At 69.7% G+C, this 24307-nt stretch carries 22 protein-coding genes and 2 pseudogenes; all 24 read left to right on the forward strand.

Going from position 1 to position 24307, the window contains the following annotated elements; translation table 11 throughout:
• Positions 1 to 20 precede the first annotated feature (20 nt).
• The 24 genes and pseudogenes from HW837_RS43495 (at position 21) to HW837_RS43605 (ending at position 24237) form a co-directional block, all read left to right on the forward strand.
• Positions 21 to 1592 (forward strand): ATP-binding protein, encoded by a 1572-nt coding sequence (locus HW837_RS43495; protein ID WP_193382825.1) that lies wholly within the window; start codon positions 21 to 23, stop codon positions 1590 to 1592.
• Complete coding sequence (locus HW837_RS43500; protein WP_193382824.1) at positions 1589 to 2110, forward strand: hypothetical protein; 522 nt, start codon at positions 1589 to 1591, stop codon at positions 2108 to 2110. The genes HW837_RS43495 and HW837_RS43500 overlap by 4 nt, the downstream gene beginning before the upstream one ends.
• A 28-nt stretch (positions 2111 to 2138) precedes the next feature.
• A complete protein-coding gene (locus HW837_RS43505) occupies positions 2139 to 2837 on the forward strand; it encodes a hypothetical protein (protein WP_237270642.1) in 699 nt (232 codons plus the stop codon).
• A gap of 146 nt (positions 2838 to 2983) precedes the next feature.
• On the forward strand, positions 2984 to 4129 hold the full coding sequence (locus HW837_RS49310; RefSeq protein WP_237270643.1) for a hypothetical protein: 1146 nt from the start codon (positions 2984 to 2986) through the stop codon (positions 4127 to 4129).
• 97 nt (positions 4130 to 4226) lie between these two features.
• The gene (locus HW837_RS43520; protein ID WP_193382822.1) at positions 4227 to 5000 is read left to right on the forward strand and encodes a hypothetical protein; all 774 of its coding nucleotides are present in this window, start codon (positions 4227 to 4229) and stop codon (positions 4998 to 5000) included.
• A 26-nt stretch (positions 5001 to 5026) separates the two neighbouring features.
• Complete coding sequence (locus HW837_RS43525) at positions 5027 to 5524, forward strand: hypothetical protein (protein ID WP_193382821.1); 498 nt, start codon at positions 5027 to 5029, stop codon at positions 5522 to 5524.
• 393 nt (positions 5525 to 5917) lie between these two features.
• Positions 5918 to 7153, forward strand: a complete 1236-nt coding sequence (locus HW837_RS43530; protein WP_193382844.1) for an IS110 family RNA-guided transposase — start codon at positions 5918 to 5920, stop codon at positions 7151 to 7153.
• 574 nt (positions 7154 to 7727) lie between these two features.
• Positions 7728 to 8603, forward strand: a complete 876-nt coding sequence (locus HW837_RS43535; protein ID WP_193382820.1) for a hypothetical protein — start codon at positions 7728 to 7730, stop codon at positions 8601 to 8603.
• The gene (locus tag HW837_RS43540) at positions 8600 to 9823 is read left to right on the forward strand and encodes a hypothetical protein (RefSeq protein WP_159083222.1); all 1224 of its coding nucleotides are present in this window, start codon (positions 8600 to 8602) and stop codon (positions 9821 to 9823) included. The genes HW837_RS43535 and HW837_RS43540 overlap by 4 nt, the downstream gene beginning before the upstream one ends.
• Positions 9820 to 11595 carry an Hsp70 family protein gene (locus HW837_RS43545; RefSeq protein ID WP_193382818.1) on the forward strand — a complete coding sequence of 592 codons (1776 nt, stop codon included), beginning with the start codon at positions 9820 to 9822 and terminating at the stop codon, positions 11593 to 11595. Before HW837_RS43540 ends, HW837_RS43545 begins: the two co-directional genes overlap by 4 nt.
• A gap of 1 nt (position 11596) precedes the next feature.
• Positions 11597 to 12934, forward strand: coding sequence for a hypothetical protein (locus HW837_RS43550; RefSeq protein WP_193382816.1), 1338 nt, complete (start codon positions 11597 to 11599; stop codon positions 12932 to 12934).
• Between the two features lie 591 nt (positions 12935 to 13525).
• On the forward strand, positions 13526 to 14803 hold the full coding sequence (locus HW837_RS49315; protein WP_237270644.1) for a hypothetical protein: 1278 nt from the start codon (positions 13526 to 13528) through the stop codon (positions 14801 to 14803).
• Between the two features lie 555 nt (positions 14804 to 15358).
• Entirely contained in the window at positions 15359 to 17143 is a 1785-nt protein-coding gene (locus HW837_RS43560) for a type IV secretory system conjugative DNA transfer family protein (RefSeq protein ID WP_193382815.1), read from the forward strand.
• Positions 17140 to 18156, forward strand: coding sequence for a hypothetical protein (locus HW837_RS43565; RefSeq protein WP_193382814.1), 1017 nt, complete (start codon positions 17140 to 17142; stop codon positions 18154 to 18156). Before HW837_RS43560 ends, HW837_RS43565 begins: the two co-directional genes overlap by 4 nt.
• A 257-nt stretch (positions 18157 to 18413) precedes the next feature.
• Entirely contained in the window at positions 18414 to 18659 is a 246-nt protein-coding gene (locus HW837_RS43570) for a hypothetical protein (protein ID WP_237280693.1), read from the forward strand.
• On the forward strand, positions 18656 to 19825 hold the full coding sequence (locus tag HW837_RS43575) for a DnaB-like helicase N-terminal domain-containing protein (protein ID WP_193382813.1): 1170 nt from the start codon (positions 18656 to 18658) through the stop codon (positions 19823 to 19825). The genes HW837_RS43570 and HW837_RS43575 overlap by 4 nt, the downstream gene beginning before the upstream one ends.
• 60 nt (positions 19826 to 19885) lie before the next feature.
• A complete protein-coding gene (locus HW837_RS43580) occupies positions 19886 to 20470 on the forward strand; it encodes a hypothetical protein (protein ID WP_193382812.1) in 585 nt (194 codons plus the stop codon).
• Between the two features lie 22 nt (positions 20471 to 20492).
• A pseudogene (locus tag HW837_RS49820) lies at positions 20493 to 20651 on the forward strand (DNA cytosine methyltransferase); the annotation flags it as partial.
• Between the two features lie 118 nt (positions 20652 to 20769).
• Positions 20770 to 21048: pseudogene (locus HW837_RS49825) on the forward strand (DNA cytosine methyltransferase); the annotation flags it as partial.
• A 117-nt stretch (positions 21049 to 21165) separates the two neighbouring features.
• Complete coding sequence (locus HW837_RS49325) at positions 21166 to 21573, forward strand: hypothetical protein (protein WP_319703493.1); 408 nt, start codon at positions 21166 to 21168, stop codon at positions 21571 to 21573.
• 153 nt (positions 21574 to 21726) lie between these two features.
• Positions 21727 to 22323, forward strand: a complete 597-nt coding sequence (locus tag HW837_RS43590; protein WP_193382811.1) for a DUF4913 domain-containing protein — start codon at positions 21727 to 21729, stop codon at positions 22321 to 22323.
• Positions 22320 to 23087, forward strand: a complete 768-nt coding sequence (locus HW837_RS43595) for a glycosyl hydrolase (protein ID WP_193382810.1) — start codon at positions 22320 to 22322, stop codon at positions 23085 to 23087. The genes HW837_RS43590 and HW837_RS43595 overlap by 4 nt, the downstream gene beginning before the upstream one ends.
• Positions 23084 to 23572: a hypothetical protein gene (locus HW837_RS43600; RefSeq protein WP_193382809.1), complete on the forward strand. Its 489-nt coding sequence runs from the start codon at positions 23084 to 23086 to the stop codon at positions 23570 to 23572. Before HW837_RS43595 ends, HW837_RS43600 begins: the two co-directional genes overlap by 4 nt.
• Positions 23569 to 24237, forward strand: a complete 669-nt coding sequence (locus tag HW837_RS43605) for a hypothetical protein (RefSeq protein ID WP_193382808.1) — start codon at positions 23569 to 23571, stop codon at positions 24235 to 24237. The genes HW837_RS43600 and HW837_RS43605 overlap by 4 nt, the downstream gene beginning before the upstream one ends.
• Positions 24238 to 24307 lie beyond the last annotated feature (70 nt).

Genomic DNA, 24307 nt, shown 5'->3' on the forward strand with positions numbered 1-24307 from the left:
TTCCGTCTGGAGAATCGTTCATGCCCCATACCCGCGCCAGCGCCTCCCCCTTGTTCGTCCCCCACAAGGCGTCGCGGGCCGAGCAGCGCGCCGCCCGCGCCGGTTTCGCCGAGGCCCGGCGCCAGGCCCGCCTCGCCGGAGCCCCGCCCACGCGCCGCGACGAGGAGACCTTCGACCCGGAGCTGCGGCCGACCTATCCGCCGTCCGGACGCCCCGGCTCCTCCTCGGCACGCGGTGGCAAGCTCCGCCTGCCCGCCCACCGGATGACCACCGCCACCGTGTCCGGGGCCTATCCCTTCCTCGCCGAGGGCGGACTGGGCGCGGAGGGCATCTTCATCGGCCGCGACGTCCACGCGGAGGCCGCGTTCTGCTACGACCCGTTCTCGCTGTACAGCAGCGGCCGGGTCGAGGGCTTCACCAACCCCAACGCGGTCCTGGCCGGGATCATCGGCATGGGCAAGTCCGCGCTGGCCAAGTCCATTGCCACCCGGGCGATTGCCCACGGTTACCGGGTCTACGTGCCCTGCGACCCCAAGGGCGAGTGGACGGCCGTCGCTCAGGCTCTCGGCGGCTACAGCATCGCGCTGGGGCCGGGGCTCCCGGGCAGGCTGAACCCCCTGGATGCCCCTGCCCGGCCCGCCTCGGTGAGCGAGAACGACTGGTCAACGGAGGTCCGCAAGCGCCGTCTCCTGCTCCTGGCCGGCCTAGCGCGCACCGTACTGAAGCGCGATCTCCAGCCGATGGAACACACGGCCCTCGATCTCGCGCTGGACCTGGTCGTCACCGAAGCCGAGGCAGGCGGCACCGTGCCCCTGCTCGGCGAGATCGCGCACGCCCTCGGCGCGCCCGAGCGCCTCGACCGGGCTCTCGGCGACCAGGCCGGGCGCATGGGTCCCGCCGCGCAGGACCTCGCGCATGCCCTGCGCCGTCTGGTCCACGGCGACTTGAGCGGCATGTTCGACGCGCCCTCGACCGTCGCCTTCGACCCGACCACCCCGATGCTGTCCATCGACCTCTCCCGCCTCGGCGGCTCGGGCGACGACACCGCGCTGGTCCTCGCGATGACCTGCGCGAGCGCCTGGATGGAGTCCGCGCTCGCCGACCCGGACGGCGGCCGACGCTGGGTGATCTACGACGAGGCATGGCGCGTGATGAGGCACGTCGGCCTGCTGGAGCGCATGCAGAGCCAGTGGAAGCTCAGTCGAGGGCTCGGCATCGCCAACCTGATGGTCATCCACCGCCTCAGCGATCTGCTGAGCGCGGGCGACGCCGGCTCGCGCGGCCGGGTGCTGGCCGAGGGTCTCCTCGCCGACTGTTCCACCCGCGTCATCTACCGCCAGGAGCCCGACCAGCTCACCGCAGCCGCGTCGCTGCTCGGCCTGACCGGTATCGAAACCCAGGCCGTGTCCGCCCTGACCAAGGGCCGGGGCCTGTGGAAAGTCGCAGGTCGGAGCTTCATCACGCAGCACATCCTGCATCCGGCCGAGCGCGAACTGTTCGACACGGACGCCCGGATGCATGCAGACCCCCGTGAGTTCACCGTAACTGACAAGTCCTCAGTTCTTGGACCGAGCAGGGAGGCGCGGCAGTGAGCCCCCGTGGGGTCTCGATTTCCCGGTCCGGGCTCGCCCCCGGTCTCCGGTTCGGTGCGGTCAAGGACGCCGCCCCGCTCCAGCGCCCCCCGACGACCCGCCCGACCACGAGTCCGGACAACGGCGCACCGGCACCTGACGGGAACGACCGCCTCGCCGCAGCCCGGACCGAGGAGTTCACCGACCTATTCCGCGAGGCCGTCACTGAGGACTTCGGCGCGGTGGCCCGCCTGCACCAGATGCTCGAAACCGCCTCCGAGTGGTGTCGCACCCACGGTGCCCGAAGCAGCGCGTCCGAGTTGGACACCATCGCCTCCCGGTTGACCGACCTCGGCGAGGAGCTGCATCTCGTCGCGGAGAACGTCGACCACGAGATCCACTCCCGGGCGCACCAAGCGGCAGCAGCGGCCCGCTTCTCGCCAGCGGCGTCGGCCCGGGGGACCTCCCCCGGCCAGCGGAACGACGCTCCATCCCCTGCCCCACCATCCGTCACGCGCTCGCTGCCGCGTTCGCGGTGAGGCACCCGTACAGAAACGAGTAACGACCATGCCTACCTCTCCCGACTCCTCCGCCACCCCTGATCGCCAGCCGCAAGATGCCAACGAACGGGCAGCATGGCGGGCGCGTGTCCAGGCCCTGGCCTCCGCCGCCGACGGCATCAGGCAGGCTTCGGACCAGTGGGCCGCGGTCTCCGACTCGTACTGCGACGAGGACGGCTGGCCCGTCGACGAGACCGGCTACGCCGACGGCAAGGTGGCCCGGGACGCTACCGCCTGGGAGCACGTCGAGACCTTCCTGGCCCACGGCCCCGAAGTCCTCGCCGGTGTTCGGGCCGCCGCGCAACCGGCCGACTACCTTGACGGCCCGATCAGCGCCGACCTGCTGCGCCTGCGCGGGATCGACTCCGTACTGGAGCGAGCGGGCGAGATCCGCCGCGAATGGGATCAGGTCATCGCGCTCATGGAGGGGTCCATGCCCGGGTCGCGGGAGCTCTACGAGGAACGAGCCCGCGAGATCCGCAACTCCGAAGGCTGGCACTACGCCGACGAACTCAGCTACAGCGGAGCGGCGTTGGCCAGGGCTGCCGATCACCTGACCGACCGGATCGGCGATGACCAGTCCGAGTACACCGGGCGTGTCCAGGCGGCCCTGGCCCGATCCCCCTCCGGCCAGCACGGTGCCTCCGCCGCTTCGCCGCCCGCCTCGGCGGCGTCAGAGCCCCCTGCCGTGCGGCGCTCGCGCTGACGCCTCTAGCACCGACTTCCGGCGAGGCCAAACCGCACGATCGCCGGATCCTCAACGAACGCCACTACCCCCTACCGGCCCCCGCCCCGGCTGCGGCTTCCCACCGCCGTCGCCCCCTGGGGACAGCCGGCTACGGAGAAGCCCACATGCGCCCCGATCAGACCCTGGTCACCCTCCAGCGGGAGGGCACACGCATCACGGCGCGCACCAGCGAACCCTTCATCCAGGAAGCCGCCGCTGGCACGTCGGAGCATGACCACCCGTACGGCCACCTGACCACGCCGCTTCGGCAGCGCGGACTGTCCTGCACCGTCGAGTACGGCCTCAGCGACCACATCGTCCACGCCGAACTTCCCGACGGCAGCGCCCTGATCATCTCTCCGCCCCAGGAACCGCCCACCGACCACCCACCCGGGTATCCGGAGAGCTGGTTGGTGACCCGCGGTCATCCCGACGATTCCACGCTCCACGAAGTGATCTACGACTCGGAGCCCGACGGTCCCCACGCCCGACACGGCGGCAGCATCCCCCGCCTGCTCGCCGCCATCGACACTCGCCTGGACCAGCTCGGCCTGCCGCCCCGGCCGGAACCGCGGCGACCTGCCCACGAGAGCGGCGCCGACGCGGTGCTCCACCGTGCGGGCTTCGTCCCCGTCGTGCTGTTCCGCGAGCGTTTCCACCGGCTGCCCTCCGCCATGACCGACCCGGTCGAGCAGCGGCAGATGGTGACCCGGGCCGTCGACATGCTTCAGGCCGAGGGCTTCGACGTCTCGTGCGATCCCGGCCTGCTCGACCCCAGCCTGCCGCCCCCTGGTGATCAGGGGCTCAGCCTCGGCGACCGGCTCGGCCACCTGCCCCAGTCCATCCGGTCGGCGGCGCACACGGGCGAAGTCGTCGCCGCGCTGAGCGAGCTGACCGCTCCCGGTGACGGCGTTCTCCAGCGCGTCGTGGAGTCCCTCAACACGACGGCCGACTGGTGGGGAAGCCTGGACGAACCCGCCGATCCCCACTACGCGAACCGGCTGCGTTACATCGCCCAGAAGCTCGACTCCTACGCCTTGGACATTCGGTCCATGCGCGGCGTCCTGGCCGACCGGCACACCGACCACCCCGGCAGGCTCCAGACCCGGGTGGACCAAGTCGCCCCGGAGGAACCGGCGGCGTCCCGGGTCGCCGCCGCTCTCGCGGTCTCGCCGACCGCACGGCCCACAACCCCGGTCGCGCCGCCGTCCGCTTCAGCCGCACCTGCCTCCCTGCCACCCGCCCGGCCCTCGTCCGCGCCCGATCGCTGACCGCTGCCCAGCTTGGAGCCCGCCATGTCCCGCACCAGCAGAACCGTCCCCGTCCTCGACCGCCCCGCTCCCCCTGCGCCCATCGGACGGATCCGCCATGCCCACCCCCGAGCACGACCCGCTTCCCGACATCGCGGTCGGCCGCCACCCCGACCTCGGCATCGTCGCCGCCAACCCCAAGCAACTGGCCGCAAGCACCTGGATGTTGAAGGGATTCGACTTCCACCCCGTCCCCGACCACCCCAACCTGTACGCACTGGCCAACCAGCAGCGTGACGGGCAGGGCCGCACCACCCGGGCCGTCGCGCTACTACGCAAGGCCGGCTACCGGGTCGACGTGGGCACCGCGTTCGACCCCTCGCCGACCTCCGGACCAGCGCCCGCCCCCGACCGGCCCCCGCGCGTCGAGCCGGACGTCGCGTTCGCCGAACACCCGCAGCTCGGCGTGGTCGCCGCCACCGCCGACGGTTCCTCCGCTCTCGACGGCCCGCTCATCCTGGAAGAGCACGGCTGGCGACACAAACCGAGCCTGGACATCTACACGCTGCCCATCACCACGCACCGCAGCGAGGCGCTCGACAAGGTCGCCACTGCCACGCTGGCGATGCATCGTGCCAACCTCCAGGTGGCCGTGCAGCCCCTCCTCGCCCAGGACGTAGCCGCGCGCCGCTCACCCGCGCCTACGACGGCAGCGCGCCCCCAGCGCGATCAGGGCTTCACCACTCACAAGTTCCCCATGAGCGCCGCCGCGCTCGCCGCCAGTCCCGCCCGCGCCGACCTGCCGGGTAAGGCGCCGGTGGCCGTGCCCGCCGCCTCCGGCCCGGCGGCCCGCCCGGTGGACCCGCGCATCGCGTTCTCCCGTAACCGCTGATCCAACTCCCGTAAGGAGCAGTTCCCATGGCTGTGAAGACCCTTTGGCAGATCACCCACTCCTGTGGGCACCAGGCTGAGCGAGACCTGTCCGACCGTGCGGCCGACCGTCGCGCAGGGTTCGCCGAGTGGCTCGCCAAGCAGGAGTGCACCGATTGCTGGCGGGCCGCGAGGGAGGGCGACGAGCAGGACAAGGCCGCCTGGCTGGAGACCAAGCGCGCCGAAGAGCAGGCCGCGTCCGAAGCCTGGTCGGAACAGTACCGAATGCCACCCCTCGAAGGCCGCGAGCGCGCCGTCGCCTGGGGCGTGCGCTGCCGCCACCAGGTCCTGGCCGCCGCCTACACCGTTCTGGTCCTCGAAGGCGAGACCAGCGAGGCGGAGTGGGAGGAGATCGAAGAAGCGGCACGCACGATCACCCGCGCCGGCTGGTGGATTGATCAACGCTCCTCCGAGCCCGGCGACCTGACCGAGCTGCTCGAAGCGGCCACCGGCGCCGACCGGCCCACCGAGAACCCCCACTTCTAATAGCTCATCGGTAAGCCTGAGCTCGTGAGCGCAAGGGCTGCCGAGTGAGGTGGAAGCCTGCCCCACTTCCGGGACGAGATCCCCGTGGTCAGACCGGCTCTGCCTCGCGCCTACCCTGCCGGGCGGAGACCTTCGGTAGTTCCGGGACCTTTGATCTCTTGTCTAAGACCGGTCCCGCCCGGCAGGAGCGGATCAGGTTTCATGTCGCCAGCCCGCCGGCAGGGGCCGACCTCTCAGCAGTTCGCGAGCCCAGAGCTCTCCAGCAGACCGAGGTCCCTGCCGGTCGCTGGAGACACGAACGGCTCATGAGATGGCGTGCCCCGAGCACTTCTATTAGAGCGCCGCGTGCTCCGTCCGGGAAACGACGTGCACGACGAGACGGAGGTAGAAAGGTTGAGCGCGATTTTCTGCGGCATCGACTGGGCGGAGGGGCACCACGACATAGCCCTGGTCGACCAGGACGGCAGCCAGTTGGCCAAGTTGCGGATCAGCGACGACAGCGCCGGCTTCCATGCCCTGCTGGAACTACTGGCCCGCCATGGCGACAACGTCGAGAACCTGATCCCGATCGCCATCGAGACTCCCCGTGGGCTGCTGGTCGCCTCTCTGCGAGCCACCGGTCGCAAGGTCTATGCGATCAACCCCTTGGCCGCCGCCCGCTACCGCGACCGCGGCAGCGTCTCCCGGGCCAAGTCCGACGCCGCTGACGCCCGGGTACTGGCCAACATTCTCCGCACCGACCGGCACGCCCATCGCCCACTGCCCGCAGACAGCGAAGCCGGGCAGGCCATCGCCGTCCTCGCCCGCGCCCACCAGGACGCGATCTGGGATCGACAGCAGATGGTCAACCGGCTCCGCTCCCACTTGCGCGAGTACTACCCGGCCGCCCTCACTGCCTTCCACGGATCGGGCAAACTGGGACTCGACTCCGCACACGCACGCGCGGTTCTTGCGGCTGCCCCCACCCCGGCCGCCGCGGCCAGACTCACCCGCAGCCAGCTGCGCGCACTCCTCACACGAGCGGGTCGCCTGCGCCGCGGCATTGATACCGAGGTTGAACGGCTCCGGGAGATCTTCCGGTCGGAGCACCTCCACCAACTGCCCCTGGTCGAAAAGGCCATGGGGCACCAGACATCGGCACTCATCCAGCAGGTCAACGCTGCCTGCAGCAGTGGCACCGACCTCGCGGCGGCGACTGAGGAAGCGTTCCTCGCGCACCCGGACGCCGACATCATCACCAGCTTCCCGGGTCTGTCCGTGCTCTCCGGGGCCCGAGTGTTGGCCGAGATCGGCGACGACCGCTCCCGGTTCGCGGACGCGAGGGCGGTCAAGGCATACGCCGGCGCGGCACCCGTGACACGGGCGTCAGGCCGCAGCCACGTCGTCGTGGCCCGGACTGTCAAGAACCAACGACTTGCCGGCGTTGGCTACATGTGGGCCTTTGCCACACTCCGCACCGACGCTCCACGCGCTCATTACGACAGGCGACGAGCCGGCGGAGAACGCCACACCGCCGCCCTGCGGAATCTGTTCAACAAGCTCCTGGGCTGCCTCTACCACTGCCTGCAGAACCGAACGACATACGACCCCGACCGAGCCTTCCCAGCCCCTTTGGCCCTCGCCGCCTGAGCGCGGACTTGACCACGCAACGACATGAGATGTCTGACCGCCCGTGCCCCGCCCCTACGGGGCAGCGAGACAAACGGAAGAACTACGCCCTTCTCTCCTGCCGCCAGACGGAGTTCATGCCCACCCCGTCCAAACCAAACGATCACGTTCGGGAAGCGGATGGCGTCTCAGACATGCATCGGCAGCTTGGCCCACACGAAGGTGACATGACAGCCCATCACGGGTCGATCTCACTCAACCGGCGACCTCGCAAAGTACCCGCAGTCCGACTAGCCTTCCGAAGGCGTAGGGGACGCGGATCAGGAAGCGACGGGTGGGGCTCGTGGGGTTCTGGCACACCGGCTACATGGAGTTCCATGAGCCGACCGGAATTGAATGGGTCGGGCTACCAGCCCCGCCAAAGCCCCGTGAGTTTCCCTGCACTGAGTGTGGGCTCATCTTCTCGTCCGAGCGCGCCCTCCGAGCGCACCGCTTCGACGGTCATGCGACTAAGCGGCCGACCCTCCTCTTCAGGGGACGAGAGTGCGGGCGCACGCGCTTGATGGTCACGAGCCCCAGTGTCTCCGCCGATTGGGTGACCTCGGATGTCGAATCCATCGCCATCAACGGCCGCGAAACCTCACCGTCTGAGGCCGCCGGCTTCCTTGCGTCGGTGAAGGTTGGCGTCCAGACGGTGGCTGTTTCCAATGGCCCGCTGGAGCGGACGTTTGAGTTCGATTTCTGCCTTGCAGAAGAAGACGACCTCTGCCTCGTCGACCAGGCCTTGGAGAAGCTCATCTCCAGTCGCGAGTTGAGTCGCAACGCAATCGACACCTTCATCATGCGTGCCGGCCGCGGGGTGACGGCCCGCCGTTACCGCGAAGGTGTGGCGGCATACCTGTACGGCGTACTCGCGCGTGAAGCGGTCGAGGACCCCGGCCGGGTAGATGCGTCGGGCGCGCCGATCTACGAGCAGCGGTACAACAGTGCGGTCTCTCTGCTGTCGACCTTCGACCGCCCCGCAGCGGAGGCGATCTGCGGGTTGGTCGCGTTGCACTACAACCAGTTCGAACTTGCGGTACGCAAGACCAACAGCCACCGCGTCTCCGATGTCGCGGCGCGGTTCCGATCCCTCCTCGCAGGCGGCGCATTCGTCACGACAAGCCTGGCCGACCGGTCGCACGGAAGCTTCGATCGGGCCTTGAGCGACTCCGTTACCGAGGACCTCCTGGACCTCGGTGCGACGGCTTTGGACGGGACACAGTCATCCATGGTCACCCAACTACTGCCCTCGCTGGGCGAGCTCCGGCCCCAGGACCAATTCAAGGTCCGACTCATCGCGGCTGAGGCGCTGCTCGCTGTGGGAGACATCGATGGTGCATCACGACATGGCGAGGCGCTCAGGCACTCCAAGGAGACCGGCGCCTGGTACGCAGGATTTCGGACCCGATTGCAAGAGGTAGGACGTTGAGCAACGAGACCATTCCAGAGCCCGGCGCGGAGTCGGGGCCGAGCGACCCCGCATCGGCTACCGCTACCGGCGATGGCACCGCCTCGGCCGCGCCTACTGACAATGCGTCAGCGGCACCCGCTGCGGAGAAGGGGACACAGCGGGCCAAGTCCAAGACGAAACCGAAGCCGATCATTACCTCGATCGAGGAGTTGCTGACGTTCGCCTACGAGTCGAACGCTCGACTGCTTGAGTTCTCGAAGGAGGACCTCAAGAAGCTGGCGATTACCGATGAGGGCATCGCGTCACAGAGCGCGCTGGTCGAGTCTCTCGCGCCGACAGACCCAACGTTGTCGGCCCCGTTCAAGCTGCTTCAGTTCGCGGCGCGCCAAGGGGTCCCGCTCAAGCGCGCCGAGGACGGTGGCCTCGCACCGGCGTTGAACCGGCTCGTTGACCTCGCGGTAGTCGCACTGGGCCACAGCCCGGTGTTCGGGGGCAGGGTGGACCAGCTGGTCGATCCCCGCAAGGATCCGCAGCTCTCGATCGAACACGTGCGTGCCGCGGCTCAGCGGGTCGCCGACGAACTTGGAGCGGCCCCGAAGCAGTTCAAAGCCGCAGACAGTGAGCGCCTCGTCAGGCATGCGATCGCGTGCTACGGACTCCTCCGCGCGCTCCAACGTGATTGGACCCTGGATCAGTTCATCGATGCGTCGTACGACTCTCTCTGGAGGTACGAGGCCCCGGAGGCAGCAGGGCTGGAGCGAGCCGCCAGCCAGGTCGGGGCAAGCAGCGATCACAAGGTGCTCGGGATCGTCGGCGCGAACTACCTCGCCCGGATCGCCCGCTTGGAACGGCAGGTCACACATCTCGAGAGTGAGGCTGCGGCTGCTCGGAATCGCGAGACTCGGCTCCGCAATGAGCTTTCGACCGTCGAGGAGCGTGAGCAATCTGCGCTGGCTCGCGCCGACGCGTTCTCTGCCGACGTGGTGCGACTGCAGAAGGAGCTCGTGGCTGAGCGCGATAACAGAGTGGTCGACAAGAGCCATATGGCGGACGACTACGAAACGCTGCGAACGCGCATCATCCGGCGTCTCGGGGGTGAGATCGATCTGCTTACCGATGGTCTGCACGCACTCCGGAACGGTGCGCCCGACGTCGCGGAGGAGTTCCTCGACCGTTCTCTGCTTGCCCTCACGCGTGAGGTCAAGCAGCTGAAGGACGCGTCTGGAGGCTTCGCGTGATCGTCGGGTTCGACTTCGGAACGACCAACAGCCTTGTTTCGGTGGTAGTTGGTGACCGTGTGATCGACGTGATGGACGTCGAGACTGGCCGGCCACATCCCTCGATCGTCCGGTACGAGGGCGAGCAGGTAGTCGTCGGTCGCGAGGCCAAGGACGCGTTGGGTGCCGCGGGCATTGGGGTGCACGGCAACACGGTGAAATCGCCGAAGTTCCTCCTCGGCGAGGAGGTAATCGCCGTCGGAGGCGTCGACCGGAGCCCGGTGGACATCGTTGCGGACGTCGTGCGGCACGTCCGGTCGGAGTCCCTGCGCAGTCCGCAACGGAAGGTGCTCGGCGGCCTCAACAACGCTGTGGTCACGATCCCCGTGACCATGAATGGGCACCGACGCGCGGCGCTGCGAGAGGCGTTCGCCGGGGCCGGGATGGGTGTAGCGCAGTTCGTCCACGAGCCGCTCGCCGCCCTGTACGGATTCATCCGGGGAGCAGACGATCCAGAAGAGATGGCCCGGCGGCTTGCACGACGAAACGTCCTGGTTGTCGACTGGGGCGGCGGAACGCTGGACCTGACTCTCTGTCGAGTCGACGAAGACCAGGTTCGACAACTTCGTAATGGTGGCTCGGCCCAGGTCGGCGGCGACGAGTTCGACAAGGTAATTCGCGACGAGGTCGTGAAGCGCGCTCGGGCTCGCGGAAGTGCCACTGACGACGACCTCGCGATCCCTGAGGCTGAACTCCGGCTCCTCCAAGACGCGGAACGCAACAAGATCGAGCTCTCGGCTGACCGCGCCAACGTGACGTTCTACCGGCCAAGTTACTTCCAATCAGGTGCCACGTTGCAGTACCGGCTCACGCGTCAGGAGCTGGAGGAGATCACACGGCCGCTCGTCACGGCAGGTATCGATGAGATCGAGTCGCTGCTCGGCAGCCTGTCGATGGCGCCCGGCCAGGTCTCGCTGGTCGTCGTGGTCGGTGGCATGGCGGCCATGCCCGCGATTCGGAGCCGACTGCACGAGTTGTTTGGCCCGGACCGAGTTGAGGTGCCGACGAACAGTGCCACGTTGATCTCACAAGGAGCTGCGTGGATCGCGCATGACAGGCAGAGACTCCGACTGGCAAAGCCCATCGAACTCGAGCTCGCCCGTGGGTCGTTGATGCCGCTCCTCGCTGCGGGCACCGAAATGCCTCTCGGTGGAGAGATCAAGCACGAAACCCTCCACCTGTACTGCGCGGATCCGACGGACGGGAAGGCGAAATTTCCGATCGCCACTCCGACCGCGTTGTCATCACACCCGCAGGCGAGCGAGCGGCGAACGTCGCTGGGAATGATCACACTCGCCGTCGACGAGACCGCCCCGCCACTGCACGAGCGCCTCGAGCTGAAGGTCGTTCTCGACGACGACTTGGTGTTGTCGGTCGAGGCGTCATCAAGCCAGAAGCACGATCGAGTCACAGCGTCGTACTACGACCTGGAGTTCGGTCTTGGCCTCCCTGCTTCAGCTATGCCCGGAGGTGCAGCCGCAGCCCCAAAAGCACCTGAGGAGTCCACAGTCGTGCCACAGGCGGGACTGGTCGTCCGTGCGAATGTGGCGAGGGACAAGGACCAGGCGACCGTTCCGGGCGACGTGCTGTACCGGCACAATTCAAGGGCCTTCACCCGGCACGTGCGCGACGGAGCGACAGAAGCCCAGGTGCTGGAACACCTATACTACAAGCCGTGCGCCGCCTGCAAGCGCCAGTGGGGGCACCCGGATTGTCGATGCGGAACGGCGTGACATGGCGAGCGCCAAGGTACTCGTGCGAGTGCTCGACCACGGAACGGAAGTCGAGTCCGGAGTCCGCCGTCCGATTCGTCTGACTCCCGATGGATATGCGGGCGTCGCGTATGCGGGCTCCGTCTACCCACTCCGGCAGGGCGATCTCATCGACTTGGACGGAACGAGCTGGGAACTCGCGGACTGCGATCGTTTCCTGTTCACCGGAGCAGAGGTTCCGTACGCTCCCATCGCCGGTGAACCGCTGGAGAAGGCCAGCGGTTTCGACGTCGAGTGGCACCTCGAAACCAACCAGTACGGGCATAACGTCGTCTTCAACGCGTCGGAGCACGTTGCCAGCAGCTTGGTGTCAGCGCTTGAGGACGCGGGTCTCAACGTCCAGCGCTGGGACGTCAGCCATCGTCCAGCAGATGACGGCAACTTCTACGACTGGTTCGCGCGCCTTCGGTTCAAGGGCAGCCAGGTCGAAGCACTTGCGCTCGTCGGGGATGTCATCGCACCGCCGTCGTCTTCTGCGCCGACGGTGCCAGTCACGGATCCGACCACAGCTCGCCTTGCTGATGCCGAGGCTCGGATCGAGGAGCTGCTCAACCAACTGTATGTCGCGACACGCAAGGGCGAGGCGGCTGAACGTGAGGTCGCGCAGCTCCGTCACGATCTTGCGAACGCGGAAGCGAGCGAGCATCGATACCGAGAATCCGTTGCCCTCGCAGAACGCCGTCATTCAGATCTGCAAGAGCAACTCGCCGTGCTCCGACAAGGCCTGGGAGGCATGGCTGACACGGCGGAACTGGTGAAGAACCTCGCTGACGCCGAGGAACTTCGAGAACTCGCTCTTGCCGAGAACTCCTTGCTGCTGGAGCGTGTGCGAGCGGCCGACTCGGAAGCGGCAGAAAGCGGAGCACGCGCTGACAACTGGGCGGTGCAGGTAGACGCACTCCTTGGGAGGGTTTCGGAACTTGAGGCCCTGGAGACGGAACGACTTCGCGCCGCGACCGCGCAACGGCCTCGGCGCGGGGGCGTTATTGACTTCCTGCCTCGGGCGTTCAGCCGCCTCGAGTTCGTTCTCGATGCAGTCGATGTGATCGCCAACCTCGATTCGCCAGCATCCACGATGAGAGCACTTGCTGAGATTGACTCTGGGCGCCTTGCAGGGAAGGCGCTTGAGGAAATGCGTGGCTGGTTTGAGGTGACGAGCTTGGCAACAGGCACCGCGGGAAGCGAGCGACTTTGCCGCATCTACTACAAGCCGGACGGCCAAAGAGTGCTTATCAGTGTGCACATCAAACAGGACGACCAACAGCAGAGACGCCACATCGAGAAGCTGCGAGCCTTCTGACCACCGTTACCGGCACCTGAGGCAGCCTCGATGTCGGAGCGTTCGACACGCAGGTCGGGCCTGGCGGTCCAAGGCCGGATAGCGTCCCGCTGAGTGGTGCAGTCGATCAAGCTGACGGAATCCCGTGGCCGCGGCCCGAATCGCCCTCGCCGGAGGCCCTGTTGAGGCTTGCTGGGCCAAGACCAGCCGTGATCGCACGGCGGCTGGCAGCGGCATGTACCGGACGGCTCCAAAGCGGAAGCGGCGGACCGTGATCGGCTACACGACGACCGGGGACTGGCCACACCGCGTGCCAGCGGCTCACCTGTCACTGCACGACCCCCAACACCACCGAAGTGGACCGACGACGACTGGCTCGAGCTAACGCGCGAGGTCCTCGTCGGCACCGTCATCCGCCACGACGGCCGCTGGGCCCGCATGTACAACGGCGCCCGCTCCATCTGCACGGCCTTCGCCCACGACGAGCCGGGTGACCACAGCCATCTACCACCCATCTCCGGCCGGGCCAAATCGCGGATTCCGCGGATCCTCTCTCCTCGACGGCCCGACCACCCGGGCTCCCGTTCACCACCCCCCTTCGAGGTAGACGCCGTGATCGCCCACCTGCAGCGTGCCAGCCATACCGTCGGCCTCCTTGAGTACCTGTACGGGCCAGGCGAGCGCGGCAACCACACCAACCCCCGCCTGATCACGGGGGACGGCCACGGTGCCCCGATCGAGATGCTCGCCCAGACCGACGCGCCGACGTACCTGGCCCACGCCCTCGACGCACCCGTCGAGCGCCTCGGGGCCCGAGCTCCCGAGCGGCCGGTGTGGGTCTGCTCGGTCCGCTCCGATCCCCGGCACCCCGACCCGACAGACGCGCAGTGGGCCGAGGTGGCCCGCCGGATCGTGGCGGCCACCGGCATCGCCCCGGAGGGCGATCCGGACGCCTGCCGGTGGATCGCCGTGCGCAACCAAGCAAGGCAAGTGCACGTCGTGGCCACCCTCGCCCGCGAGGACGCCAGCCTCCACAACACCTACCGCGACGCCTTCCGTCTCCAGACCGAGTGCCACCGAATCGCCACCGAACTCGGCCACGTTCCCCCGGCCTCGCGCCCAACACCCCGCGCCCAGGAGACCCACGTGCCTGCCCCCTACATCACCATCAGCACAGAGCCCAGCGGCAGCGTCTCAGCGAAAGGCGCCAGCGACGACCTGTCCGCCACGCTCCTCAAGCACGCCGGATTCCAGCAGATCGAGGACTGGTACGGCCTCCGCCACCGCCTGGCGACCACCACCCCGCAGGCTGAGCGAGTTGCCATCGCCTCCCACGCAGCCGAGATGCTCCGCGCCGCCCGGTACAGCGTCGACCTGGACCCCGACCTCGACACGAGCCGGTTGACCACCCCGGCCAACCCCCTCGGGCTCTACACCGCCGGAGCCGAAGTCCTCCGGCTGACCGACCAGATCAGGGCCGCCGAGAACGGCGCATGCCTTGCCCAGGCGGTCGATCACCTCCTTCATCCCGAACACGGCGTCCTGGAACGCCTCCGGGAAGCTCTGGAGACGGCAGGCGAACAGATCACCGACCTCGACGACGCGGCATACGCGCTCGCCGACCGGTTCGGCTTCGCCGCGGAGTTCGTCAGCGCAGCACAATCAGAACTCGTCGGAGCGGGACGCGAACTGCACCGTGTCAACGACTCTGAGCAGGACCACGCCGGGGCGCAGACGCAGTCCCCAGCCCCGCCCGACGCACGAAGCGCGGCTCTCGCCACGTCGCCCGCGGCGGACAGGGCCAAGGCGTCTTCGGCGCTCGGAACTCCGTCTCCGGAGATCGGTACCGCCGTAGGTGCGCCGCAGGTCGCCAGCCCTCGGACCCGTTGATCCCGATCCTCTCCTCTCGTACCCCCTCCGGCGGTCTGGCGCGCATTTACCTCATGCAGACAGACATCGACGCTCTGGCCAGCGCGTCGCCGTCAGACCGGCCAAGGTCCGAGGGGTCTGTCCAACCCACCCGGCACCGACCCACGCACCGCGCCCAAGGAGGAACAGTGCCCGAGTTCTACCCGAGCATCGGCGAGGCCGTAGGCGCCGCGATGCAGCACAACATCCGGCTTGCCTACGGTGGCAAGGCACACGGCTCCGACACGCCCCTGCAGGTCCGACACAAGCCGCCCGCCGCCCAGAACCCGGAAGCGGACCGGCGCCGAGCCGCCCGCGCCTCCTCCCCACACGCCGGCACTCAGCGGATCGCGCCCTCCGTCGGCGCGACGTCCGAACCACCTGCCAGCGCCCCGCCACCCCGGTCGCCGCGATCCCGATGACCTCGTCCTGACTCGGCTGTCGCCCCCCATCCCTGAACAGGAGCTGCCCGATGACCAGCAGAAGAGCGCCGCGCGCCCCGCGTCGCCTTGTCCGCTCTCCCTCCTTGGACCTGCCATGCCCGCACCGCGTACCAGCGCGCCCTCGACCACCACCGGCTCCGACGCGCTCCTCTACCTCCTGTTCGGCGTCCTCGGCGTCGGCATCGCCTTCGGCTCCCTCGCCTGGCTAACCGGCAACCTCACCAACGCCCTCGTCGGCACCGGCCGTTGGGCGCCGTTCGAGGCCACCAATGCGCTGCTGCACCCCGACGCGCTGTGGCCGCACCTGAGCCACACCGCTCTGCTGCTCGGCGCGCGGCTCGTTCCTGGGCTGCTCTCCGTCTGTCTCACCGTCATCGGCCTGGTTGTGTGGCTGCGGCTGCGCGGTGGTGCGAAGAACGGCCTCGCCCGCAGGCGGGATCTCGCCCCTCTGATGAACAAGGAGATCGCCGCCAAGGCGAAGAGTCTGCGGCCAAGCCTGTCCGGCCTCAAACCGAAGGAGGTCGCTCCCGCGGACCGCGGGATCCTCGTCGGCACGCACTTCCCGGGCCGGGCCGAGGTCCGCGCCTCCTGGGAGGACGTGATCGTCGCGATCATGGCCCCGCGCTCCGGCAAGACGTCCGGGCTGGCGATCCCCGCGGTCCTCGCCGCCCCCGGCCCGGTACTGCTGACCTCGAACAAGGCGGCGAACGACGCCTTCACCGCGACAGTGGACGCCCGCGCCAAGGTCGGCATGATCTGGACGCTCGACCCGCAGCAGATCGCCCACCACCCGCGCGAGATGTGGTGGGACATCCTGGCCGACGCCCGCGACCTGGCAGGGGCGAAACGTTTGGCCGGACACTTCGTCGCCGCCAGCGTCGACGAGTCCAGCGGTGCCGACTTCTGGTCCACCGCCGCGAGCAACACGCTGGGCGCGCTGTTCCTGGCCGCCGCGAGCCATCGGCGCCCGATCACCGATGTCCTGGCCTGGCTCGCCTCCCCCGCTGACCGCACGCCGGTGGATCTGCTCACCGATGCCGGCCACGAGGCGGTCGCCGCCCAGCTCCAGGGCACCGTCAGCGGGGCCACGGAAACGCGGGACGGCATCTACGAGACCGCGCGGCAGTACGCGAGCTGTCTGCTCGACCCGGACATCGCCGCCTGGGTCACACCCGACAAGCGCCTTCCCGAGTTCAAGCCCTCCGCGTTCGCCACCTCCCGCGACACGTTGTACCTGCTCAGCAAGGACGGCGGCGGCTCGGCATCGGCGATCATCGCGGCGGCGGCCGACGCGGTGATGCGCGCGGCCGTGGTCGTCGCCGAGCGCTCCGGGGGGCGGCTCGACCCGCCCGCCCTGTGCGTCCTCGACGAGGCCGCCAACGTGTGCAAGATCTCCGATCTCCCCGACCTGTACAGCCACCTGGGCTCACGGGGCGTGATCCCGATGACGATCCTGCAGTCCTACCGGCAGGGCCAGCGGTGCTGGGGCGAGGCCGGCATGGACGCACTCTGGAGCGCCGCCACGGTCAAGATCGTCGGCTCCGGCATCGACGACATCGACTTCGCCGACAAGCTGAGCCGCGCGATCGGGGAGCACGAGGTACAGACCGTCTCCGTCTCCCGCTCCGACAGCGGCAAGTCGACGTCCGTGTCCATGCGCACCGAGCGGATCCTCGCCCCCGACGCGATCCGTGCACTGCCCAAGGGCAAAGCACTCCTCCTGGCCACCGGCCTACGCATCGCGCTGCTCGACCTCAAGCCCTGGTACAAGGAGCCGTCGGCGAAGACGATCGCGCCTGCCTCCGCCGCCGCCACGGCCACCATCACCGACCGCGCACTCGCGAAGGCGAACAACTCCGCCTTCGGGCGTCCGGCATGAGCGGGGCCTGGGACGTCCCCGCTGCCGAACGCGTCGCCGCCCTCCGGCGCGAAGCAGCCCACCACCCCGAGTCCGGAGCGCGGGAACTGTCGGATCTGGAACTCCTCAACCGGGCCTACGAGTCCGCCGTCCGCGACCGGATCGACACCCACGACGCCTACATGCGCGTGCTCACCGATCTACGCCACCACGACGACCGGGTCCGCGCCGGGGCCGTGTCCGGCTTCCGCCCCCAGATCGACCGCATCGCCCGCCACGTCGTCAACGAACACCTCAAGCCCTACTGGCAGTTGGTCCACCGCGTCGAGCACCTGCCGGAACGGCTCTCCGCCGGGGACATCAAATCGCTGCGGTCCCAGGCGGCGTCGGTGCGGCACTGGCTACGCCAGGACGGGCCCGCCGAGGACCGGCTCGACCCCGGCGACGCTCGGGAGCACCTCAGCACCCTGCGCACCGTCCTGGCCGCGCTCAAGGGACGCCGGGACGTCTCCACGGATGACGCGCTGCGGCTCATGGACGCGGCTCTCAACGACGGACCGCTGCTCGACCTGTTCGAGATCGGCACACCCGAACCGCTGCCCGAGCCCGCCCCACCCGTCTTCGCCGGACCCGGCTGGACAGTCCACGCCCACATGTGGACCTACCAGCCGGCACCCGACGACGGCTTCGTCACCGCCGTCCGGCTCGGCGACGAATGGCGTATCGACCTGTGGTCCCCCGCCGGCCCCCTCCTCGCAAGCGGCACCGCACCCGAGAACGACGTCGCCGCCCTCGCCGAAGCCCTCGTCGCTCGAGCCCCGGCCTGGACCGCGGACCGCTCCGACTACGCCTGGCGCCGCTTCACCGACACCGCCAACGCCCTCCGGCACACCGACGACGCCTCCCCACGAGTCCGAGCCGCCACCGCACGCACCACGACACCCCACCGCCCCACACCGCACACCCCACCGCCCACCACGTCGCCCCTCCCGGCGTCCGCGCAGACGGCTTTCGACCGCGGCCGTCGCCGCTGACGGAGGGCACGCTGCTGCTCGCCAGGCGTATCTGCACCGCAGTCGCCGGCCTCTGAACCTGGCCCCGATCGACCGGGTCACCGCCCACGAGTGGTCCGGACGTCAGGGCGACATCTTCGACGCGCTCGCGGACGCCGAACTGGAGAACGGCGATCCGGACGGCTGCCCGCCCTGGTCCTGCCGCCCCGGCACCCCCGTCCAGGCCGACGTCGACCTCACGGCCTGCCCCTCTCCTCTACCTGCTCAGGAGTCCCCTCGTGTCCTCGCGCATTCCGTCCCCTCCTCTGGCGCGTTCCGAACGCCTCGCCGGGTCACCGGTCGTCCGACGCGGTGGCCAGTGGTGGCTGGTCACCGGTTCCGGATCGATCCTCGCCGACGATCCGACGTTCACCGGCGAGCTGGACCGCTTCGCCGACGCGATGACCGCCGCTGACCAGGCCGTCGTCGATCTCCGCTCGCAGCAGGACGACCCGCCGACTCCCCGCTCCGGGCGGCAGCGATGAACCCGCTCCTCAGCGCCGAGCAGGCGGTGCTCGGCTCGGTGCTGCTCGACCCCGGCCAGCTCGCGCACTTGGACTGGCTCGCGCCCGATCACTTCTACCGGCCCATCCACCAGGCGCTGTTCGCCGCCTTGCGCAAGCTCCGGACCGAGAGCCATCCCGCCGTGGCGACCGGAGAACGCGTGCCGCTGTCCTGGGTGACGGACGCCGTCGCCGAGGCCAGCAACCATGTCCGAGGGCTGACCGCCGTGTATCCCCACACCCTGATCTCGGCCTGCCCGCGACCCGAGCACGCCCCGGTGTACGGCCGGATGGTGCTGGAGGGAGCGATCCACCGCAGCGTGACCGTGCACGCGATCCGCCTCCACCAGGCAGCCCGCGCCGCCGCCCTCCAGGGTGAGGTGGAAAAAGCGCTGCACCATGCGGACGTCCTGACCGGGGTGCTTGAAGACCTCGCGCGCCGCTGGGGGTCCGAACCGCGCCCGGTCGCCCGGGCGACACCGCCCCCCACCACTCCCGTCGCGCCGCCGCCGGCACGAGCGGACCAGGTCGCCGAGGACGAGCGGCTCCTGCTGGCGGTCCTGGTCGAGCAGCCGAAGGCGATGGACGAGGTCGTCGGCTGGCTGCGACCCGGCGACTTCGCCGATCCCGCCCACGGCCAGCTCTACCGCTGCGTAGGAGCGCTGCACCACCGCGGCGAACCCATCGACCGGATAACCGTGCTGTGGGAAGCCCAGCGGCGCGGTCTGCTCGCCGACGGCACGCTGACCACCGAACAGCTCACCGCCATCTGCGACGGCGTCGGCGCCGGCAGCGCCGAGTGGCTCGGCGAGCAGATCATGCGCTCCTCCGTCGCCAGTACGGCTGCTGCCTCCGCCCGTGCCATCCGCGCCCTGGCCGAGAACGAGACCCTGGCCCCCGGACGGCTCATCAGCCACGCCCTGCACGCGCTCGGGCCGCTCGACAACGTGCGCGCCCGCTGGCAGACCGCGAACGGCCACCACGCTCCGGCGCCGCCCCCCGCGCCGCCGACCGACGGGCCCCCGACGGCGCAGGTCCACGCCGCGCTCGCCCGCAGCACGGCGCAACCGGCCGCACGGCCCTCGGAATGCCCAGGCCCTGCCTCCACTTCATCAGCCGCACGACCGCCCTCGCGTGCCCACGGCTGAGCCGTCCTCACCCACCCACCAACCCAGCCCATCCGACCGTCCCCACCCCTGGAATGCACCGTGGACAACACCCCCATCTCCGACGCCCTGGCCCTGCGCGCCACGGCCTCCGCCTTCGACGCCCAGCGCGGGAAACTGCCGGTGCCCGGAGACCCCCACCGCTCGCCCGATGCCGTCGCCGTCGCACGCCAGATCTCCGAACTCGGAAAGTTGATCACCGATCTGGGCGACGAGGTCCTCTTCCGAGCCGTCAGCCAGGCCCCGGGGCCCCACACCGCTCGGGTAGTCGCCAGCTTCGCCGCCGCCGTCGAGCCCGCAGGCGAAGCGGCTTCCGCCCTGGGAGCGGTGGCCCACCAGCTCGCCTTCCTGAACCAGACCGAGAGTCTGCGCGACCAGCCCGACGCCAGGGATGCCCGGGAGGCAGCCGTACGGGTGATGGAGGAAGCACTCGCCACCGCCGGCGCGGCACTGCACGACGGGGCCAACTCCCTGCACTCCGCATCGGCAACGGTCTCTCCTCCGTCCGCGCGGCTCCAGGCTGCCCGCAGCCGGTCCGCGACCACCGCGCGTTCTCCGGGTTCGCCGCCGCCCAACGTCGCCACGGCGGTGGCAGCCCCCTCGGACCGAATCGCACGTGGCCGGTGACATGGAACCCACCACCGCACGAATGCCGTTGATCGGCTCGCTCTGCTCGGGTTACGGCGGTCTGGACCTCGGGGTCCAGACCGCGCTCGGCGGCACCGTGGCCTGGCACGCCGAGATCAACCCCGACGCCGCGCGCATCCTGGCCCGGCACTGGCCCGGCGTGCCCAATCTGCAGGACATCACCGCCGTCGACTGGGCCAATGTGCCTCGGGTGTGCGTCCTGACGGCCGGTTTCCCCTGTCAAAGACGTCTCCGTCGCCGGCCGCCGGGCCGGACTCAACCCCCACACCCGCTCGGGGCTGTGGCTGCACGTCGCCCGTGCGGTCGAAGCCCTCCGCCCCTGCTTGGTGGTGATCGAGAATGTCCGAGGTCTCCTCACCTCGCCCGCCGGTTCCCCTGGCGACGTGGAATTCTGCCCGTGGTGTCTGGGAGACGACCCAACCCAGCCTCCTGTGCGGGCACTTGGTGCCGTACTCGGCTCCCTGGCCGATGTCCGGTACGACGCGAGGTGGCTCGTGCTTCGTGCCTCAGACGTCGGAGCCCCCCATCGTCGCGAGCGCACCTTCCTCGCCGCCTGGCCCGCCGAGCACCCTGCTCAAGACCCCGACGAGCAACATCGGCAAGAACGGCGGCTCCCAGCACCCGTCGAAGAGGAAGAGCGGCGGCCACGGCCCGAACCTGGCCGACGAGGTGGAGTGGCTGCTGCCCACCCCGAGGGCGAGCGACACCGGCACGCCGGGCCGCCGTCCGGGCAAGGGCTGGCGCCCGCCCCTGTCGGCGGTGGTCCTGCCGCTGTGGGCGGAGGCGGCCCCGGAAGCGGGGGGACCGTCGGGCGATGGGGAGCGTACGCCTCCGCCATCGCCCGATGGGAGAACCTCACCCGCCCCGCGCCGGCGCCCACCGACGCCGCCGGACGCCTGCGCGCCGACTTCGTGGAGTGGATGCAGGGCCTGCCTCCTGGCTGGGTGACCGCCACTCCGGGACTCGGCCGACCGGCTCAGCTCACCGCACTCGGCAACGGCGTGGTCCCCCAACAGGCCACCCGGGCCGTGCGGTTGCTGGCACCGCCCTTCCCAGGCTGCCCCCGCTGCACCGCGCCGTAGCGCCCCATTACCCGGTTTCCCCGGCCGCGCCAAATCGCGGAATCTCCGCATCCTCTTGCCCATGCCGACCTGCGAAGGGAGCACCGCCGTGACCTCAAGAAGAGCGCGCCGCACCTCGCCCCCGCCCTGCTCGCTCACTCCCTTGGATCCGCCATGTCCGACCCCAGCAAGGCCACCCCCGGGCCCGAGCCGTTCCGCGTTCCCGACGGCGACCTCGACGATCTCGCCAGCACCCTCGCCAAGACCATGGCGGAGGTACGCCAGCACGGCGTCATCCTGGACCGCCTCGGCTCCGAGCCCGTCTCAACCCCTCAGCCGACCGCAGACACCTCCACTGCAGGCGCTGCCGACGCCGTCAAGGCCGACGTCCCGGCCTCGGTGTTCATCCTCGCCTTGGGCGGCGAGGCGTACGCCGTCGAGCTGGCCGCGCTCAGCGACTGGGTGAACCACCTGTTCCTGCCCGTCTACGGACGGGAGATCAGCACTACCCGACCGTGGTGCGACCAGTGGCACGAGCACCCCGAGGCCGTTGCCCGGCTGCACGCGCTCTGGCTCGCGTGGCAGCAGCTCACCGACGCCGAGGCTGGCCTGTCCGGTCCCTCGTCGTGGCACCGCGACCACCTCGACCAGGCCCTGGTTCATCTCCGTGCCCCCGACGGCCCCTTCGCCGCATGCACGACGAGCCCGACCCGGCCCAACCACCGCGTGCTGGCCACCCCGGCGCCCGAGCTGACGGGAGCCACCCAGTGATTGCCGAACCCGACTTCCGCCTCGCCGACTTCGAGCCTGCCGACGCCGCCTCCGAACTCGCCGAGCGCAGCGTCTGGGCCGGAGACCTGACCGTGCTGGCCGAGCACCACACCACCCCGGGCGAGACGCACAGCTACCTCGTCGCCCACGACAGGTCGATGACCTGGGGCGTCCCCGGTGATCCGGCGCTCGTTGCCATCAAGATCACGCGGGACCTACGCGAGCGCACGTTCACATTCGAGACCGCGAACCACGCCAGCCTGGCGTTCGCCCAGAACTGGCTGATCGAACGTGGCTGCCCGCCCGAGCGGATCGCCCAGGCCAAAGGGGACTCCCTGAAGCCCGCCGACGATCTCACCCTCTGGGTCGAGCGGCAGATCCGGGAGTCAGGCTCTCGTTACACGGTCCTCGACAGTTGGACCTCGGACTACGCCCCGTCCGAGACCTGGACGTTGACCCGTGACTCCAGCGCCGCTCAGGCACCGATTCGTGTCTTCCTCGAAGAGGGGAACCCCGACGCCCACACGTACACGATGCGCGAGGGCGCCTTCGCCGACGAGGCCGCCGCCCGGCACTGGCTGGAAGACCGCAGCGGTCCCCTGCCGCAGCCGCCGGACTACCGCGGTGAGGCCGCCGCCCGGCTGACCCGCGCCGCCCTCACCCGGTCATCGGGTGTCTCCGCAGTCCCGAAAGCCGGCCTCGACACGGGCAACGCGTCGTCGACAGGAACGGGTCAGCGCCCGACCCCTCGGAGGCCGATGTGAGCCGCGCCCGCTTCGCCTTCGCCGCCCACCCGGACGCCATCGCGGACCTGCGTCAACTCCCCGACCAAATCCGCGACCTGGCGCTGCTGGAACTGCAGAACCTGGTCCGCGGCAGCGACGACTGCCTGCCGCTGACCGGCCGCCTCGCGGGCTTCCACAAGGTGTACGTCGACCCGGCCGTCTCCTACCGGATGGTCATCCAGTTCCGCCCGGCCCCGCCCACCTCGACCCACAAGCGCGAGATCTACCTCGTCGCGGCCGGTGCCCGGGAGGACTACGCGGTCTACCGCACGGCCCAGCTCCGCACCAACCGCACCGGCCTCAACCGGCACGAGGGCACCGACGCGGCGGCCGAGGCCCGAGTCCAGGCGGCCCGGTCCCGATCCCCCCACGCGTTCGACCCGACCGCGTCCCTCCCGGCCACCGCACCGGCGGCAGCCAGCCCCGCCGCCCCGGCCGCCTCCCGAAAGGCCTCCATGCGATGACCGCCGACCGTGCATCCCTCGACCGCACCGAACTGGCCGGGCTGCTCACCGACGCCGCGCGGAGCGTCTCGGAGGTCCTCACGACCGAATACCCCACTTCCGCCGGCCGCTCCTACCTGCATCCCGTCCTCGGCGCGCTGTCCGCCGGTCCCCGGGTGGTCCGCGAACTGAACGACCGGCTCGAAGAGTTCGTCGTCGAGGAGCCGCTGCCTTCCACCCCCGCCGGTCTGTTCACCCTGGCGTCCTACGCTTCCGCGCTCGGCTGGCTCACCGAGTCTCTCGCCGAGCTGACCGCCTCCGTGGACCAGATCTGCACGCGCGTCGGCATCCCCGCCGAGCCGCCGGACCCGGCCTTCGTCGCGCCCTCACCAACGGACCAGGACGACGAGTTCGACTTCGCGTTCAGCGCACTGGAGTTGGCCGCCATCCGCACAGCCGCTGAGGCTGCCGACCTCAGCCCCGGCGACTACGTCGAGGTGCTCTCGCGGTCCCTGCTCGCCGCCTCCCGGATCACCGACGCCTGCATGGAGATCTCCAGCGGCCTGCTCGAAGACGCCGCGTACGTCCTCAGCGAGGCAACCGATCACGTCCGAATCAGCGAGGGCCCCGACAGCCTGCCCACTCTGGTGCGCTCCCTGCTCGCCCGGATGGACGCTGCCGAATGAACCCCCACGACATCGCGAAGCGGCCCGGCGCGCATCTGGTCGCCGAGGAGTTCTGCGTCGAGGGCCCCCC

Origin of the sequence: Streptomyces caniscabiei, from assembly GCF_014930365.1 — a bacterium.
GTDB classification, from domain to species: domain Bacteria; phylum Actinomycetota; class Actinomycetes; order Streptomycetales; family Streptomycetaceae; genus Streptomyces; species Streptomyces caniscabiei.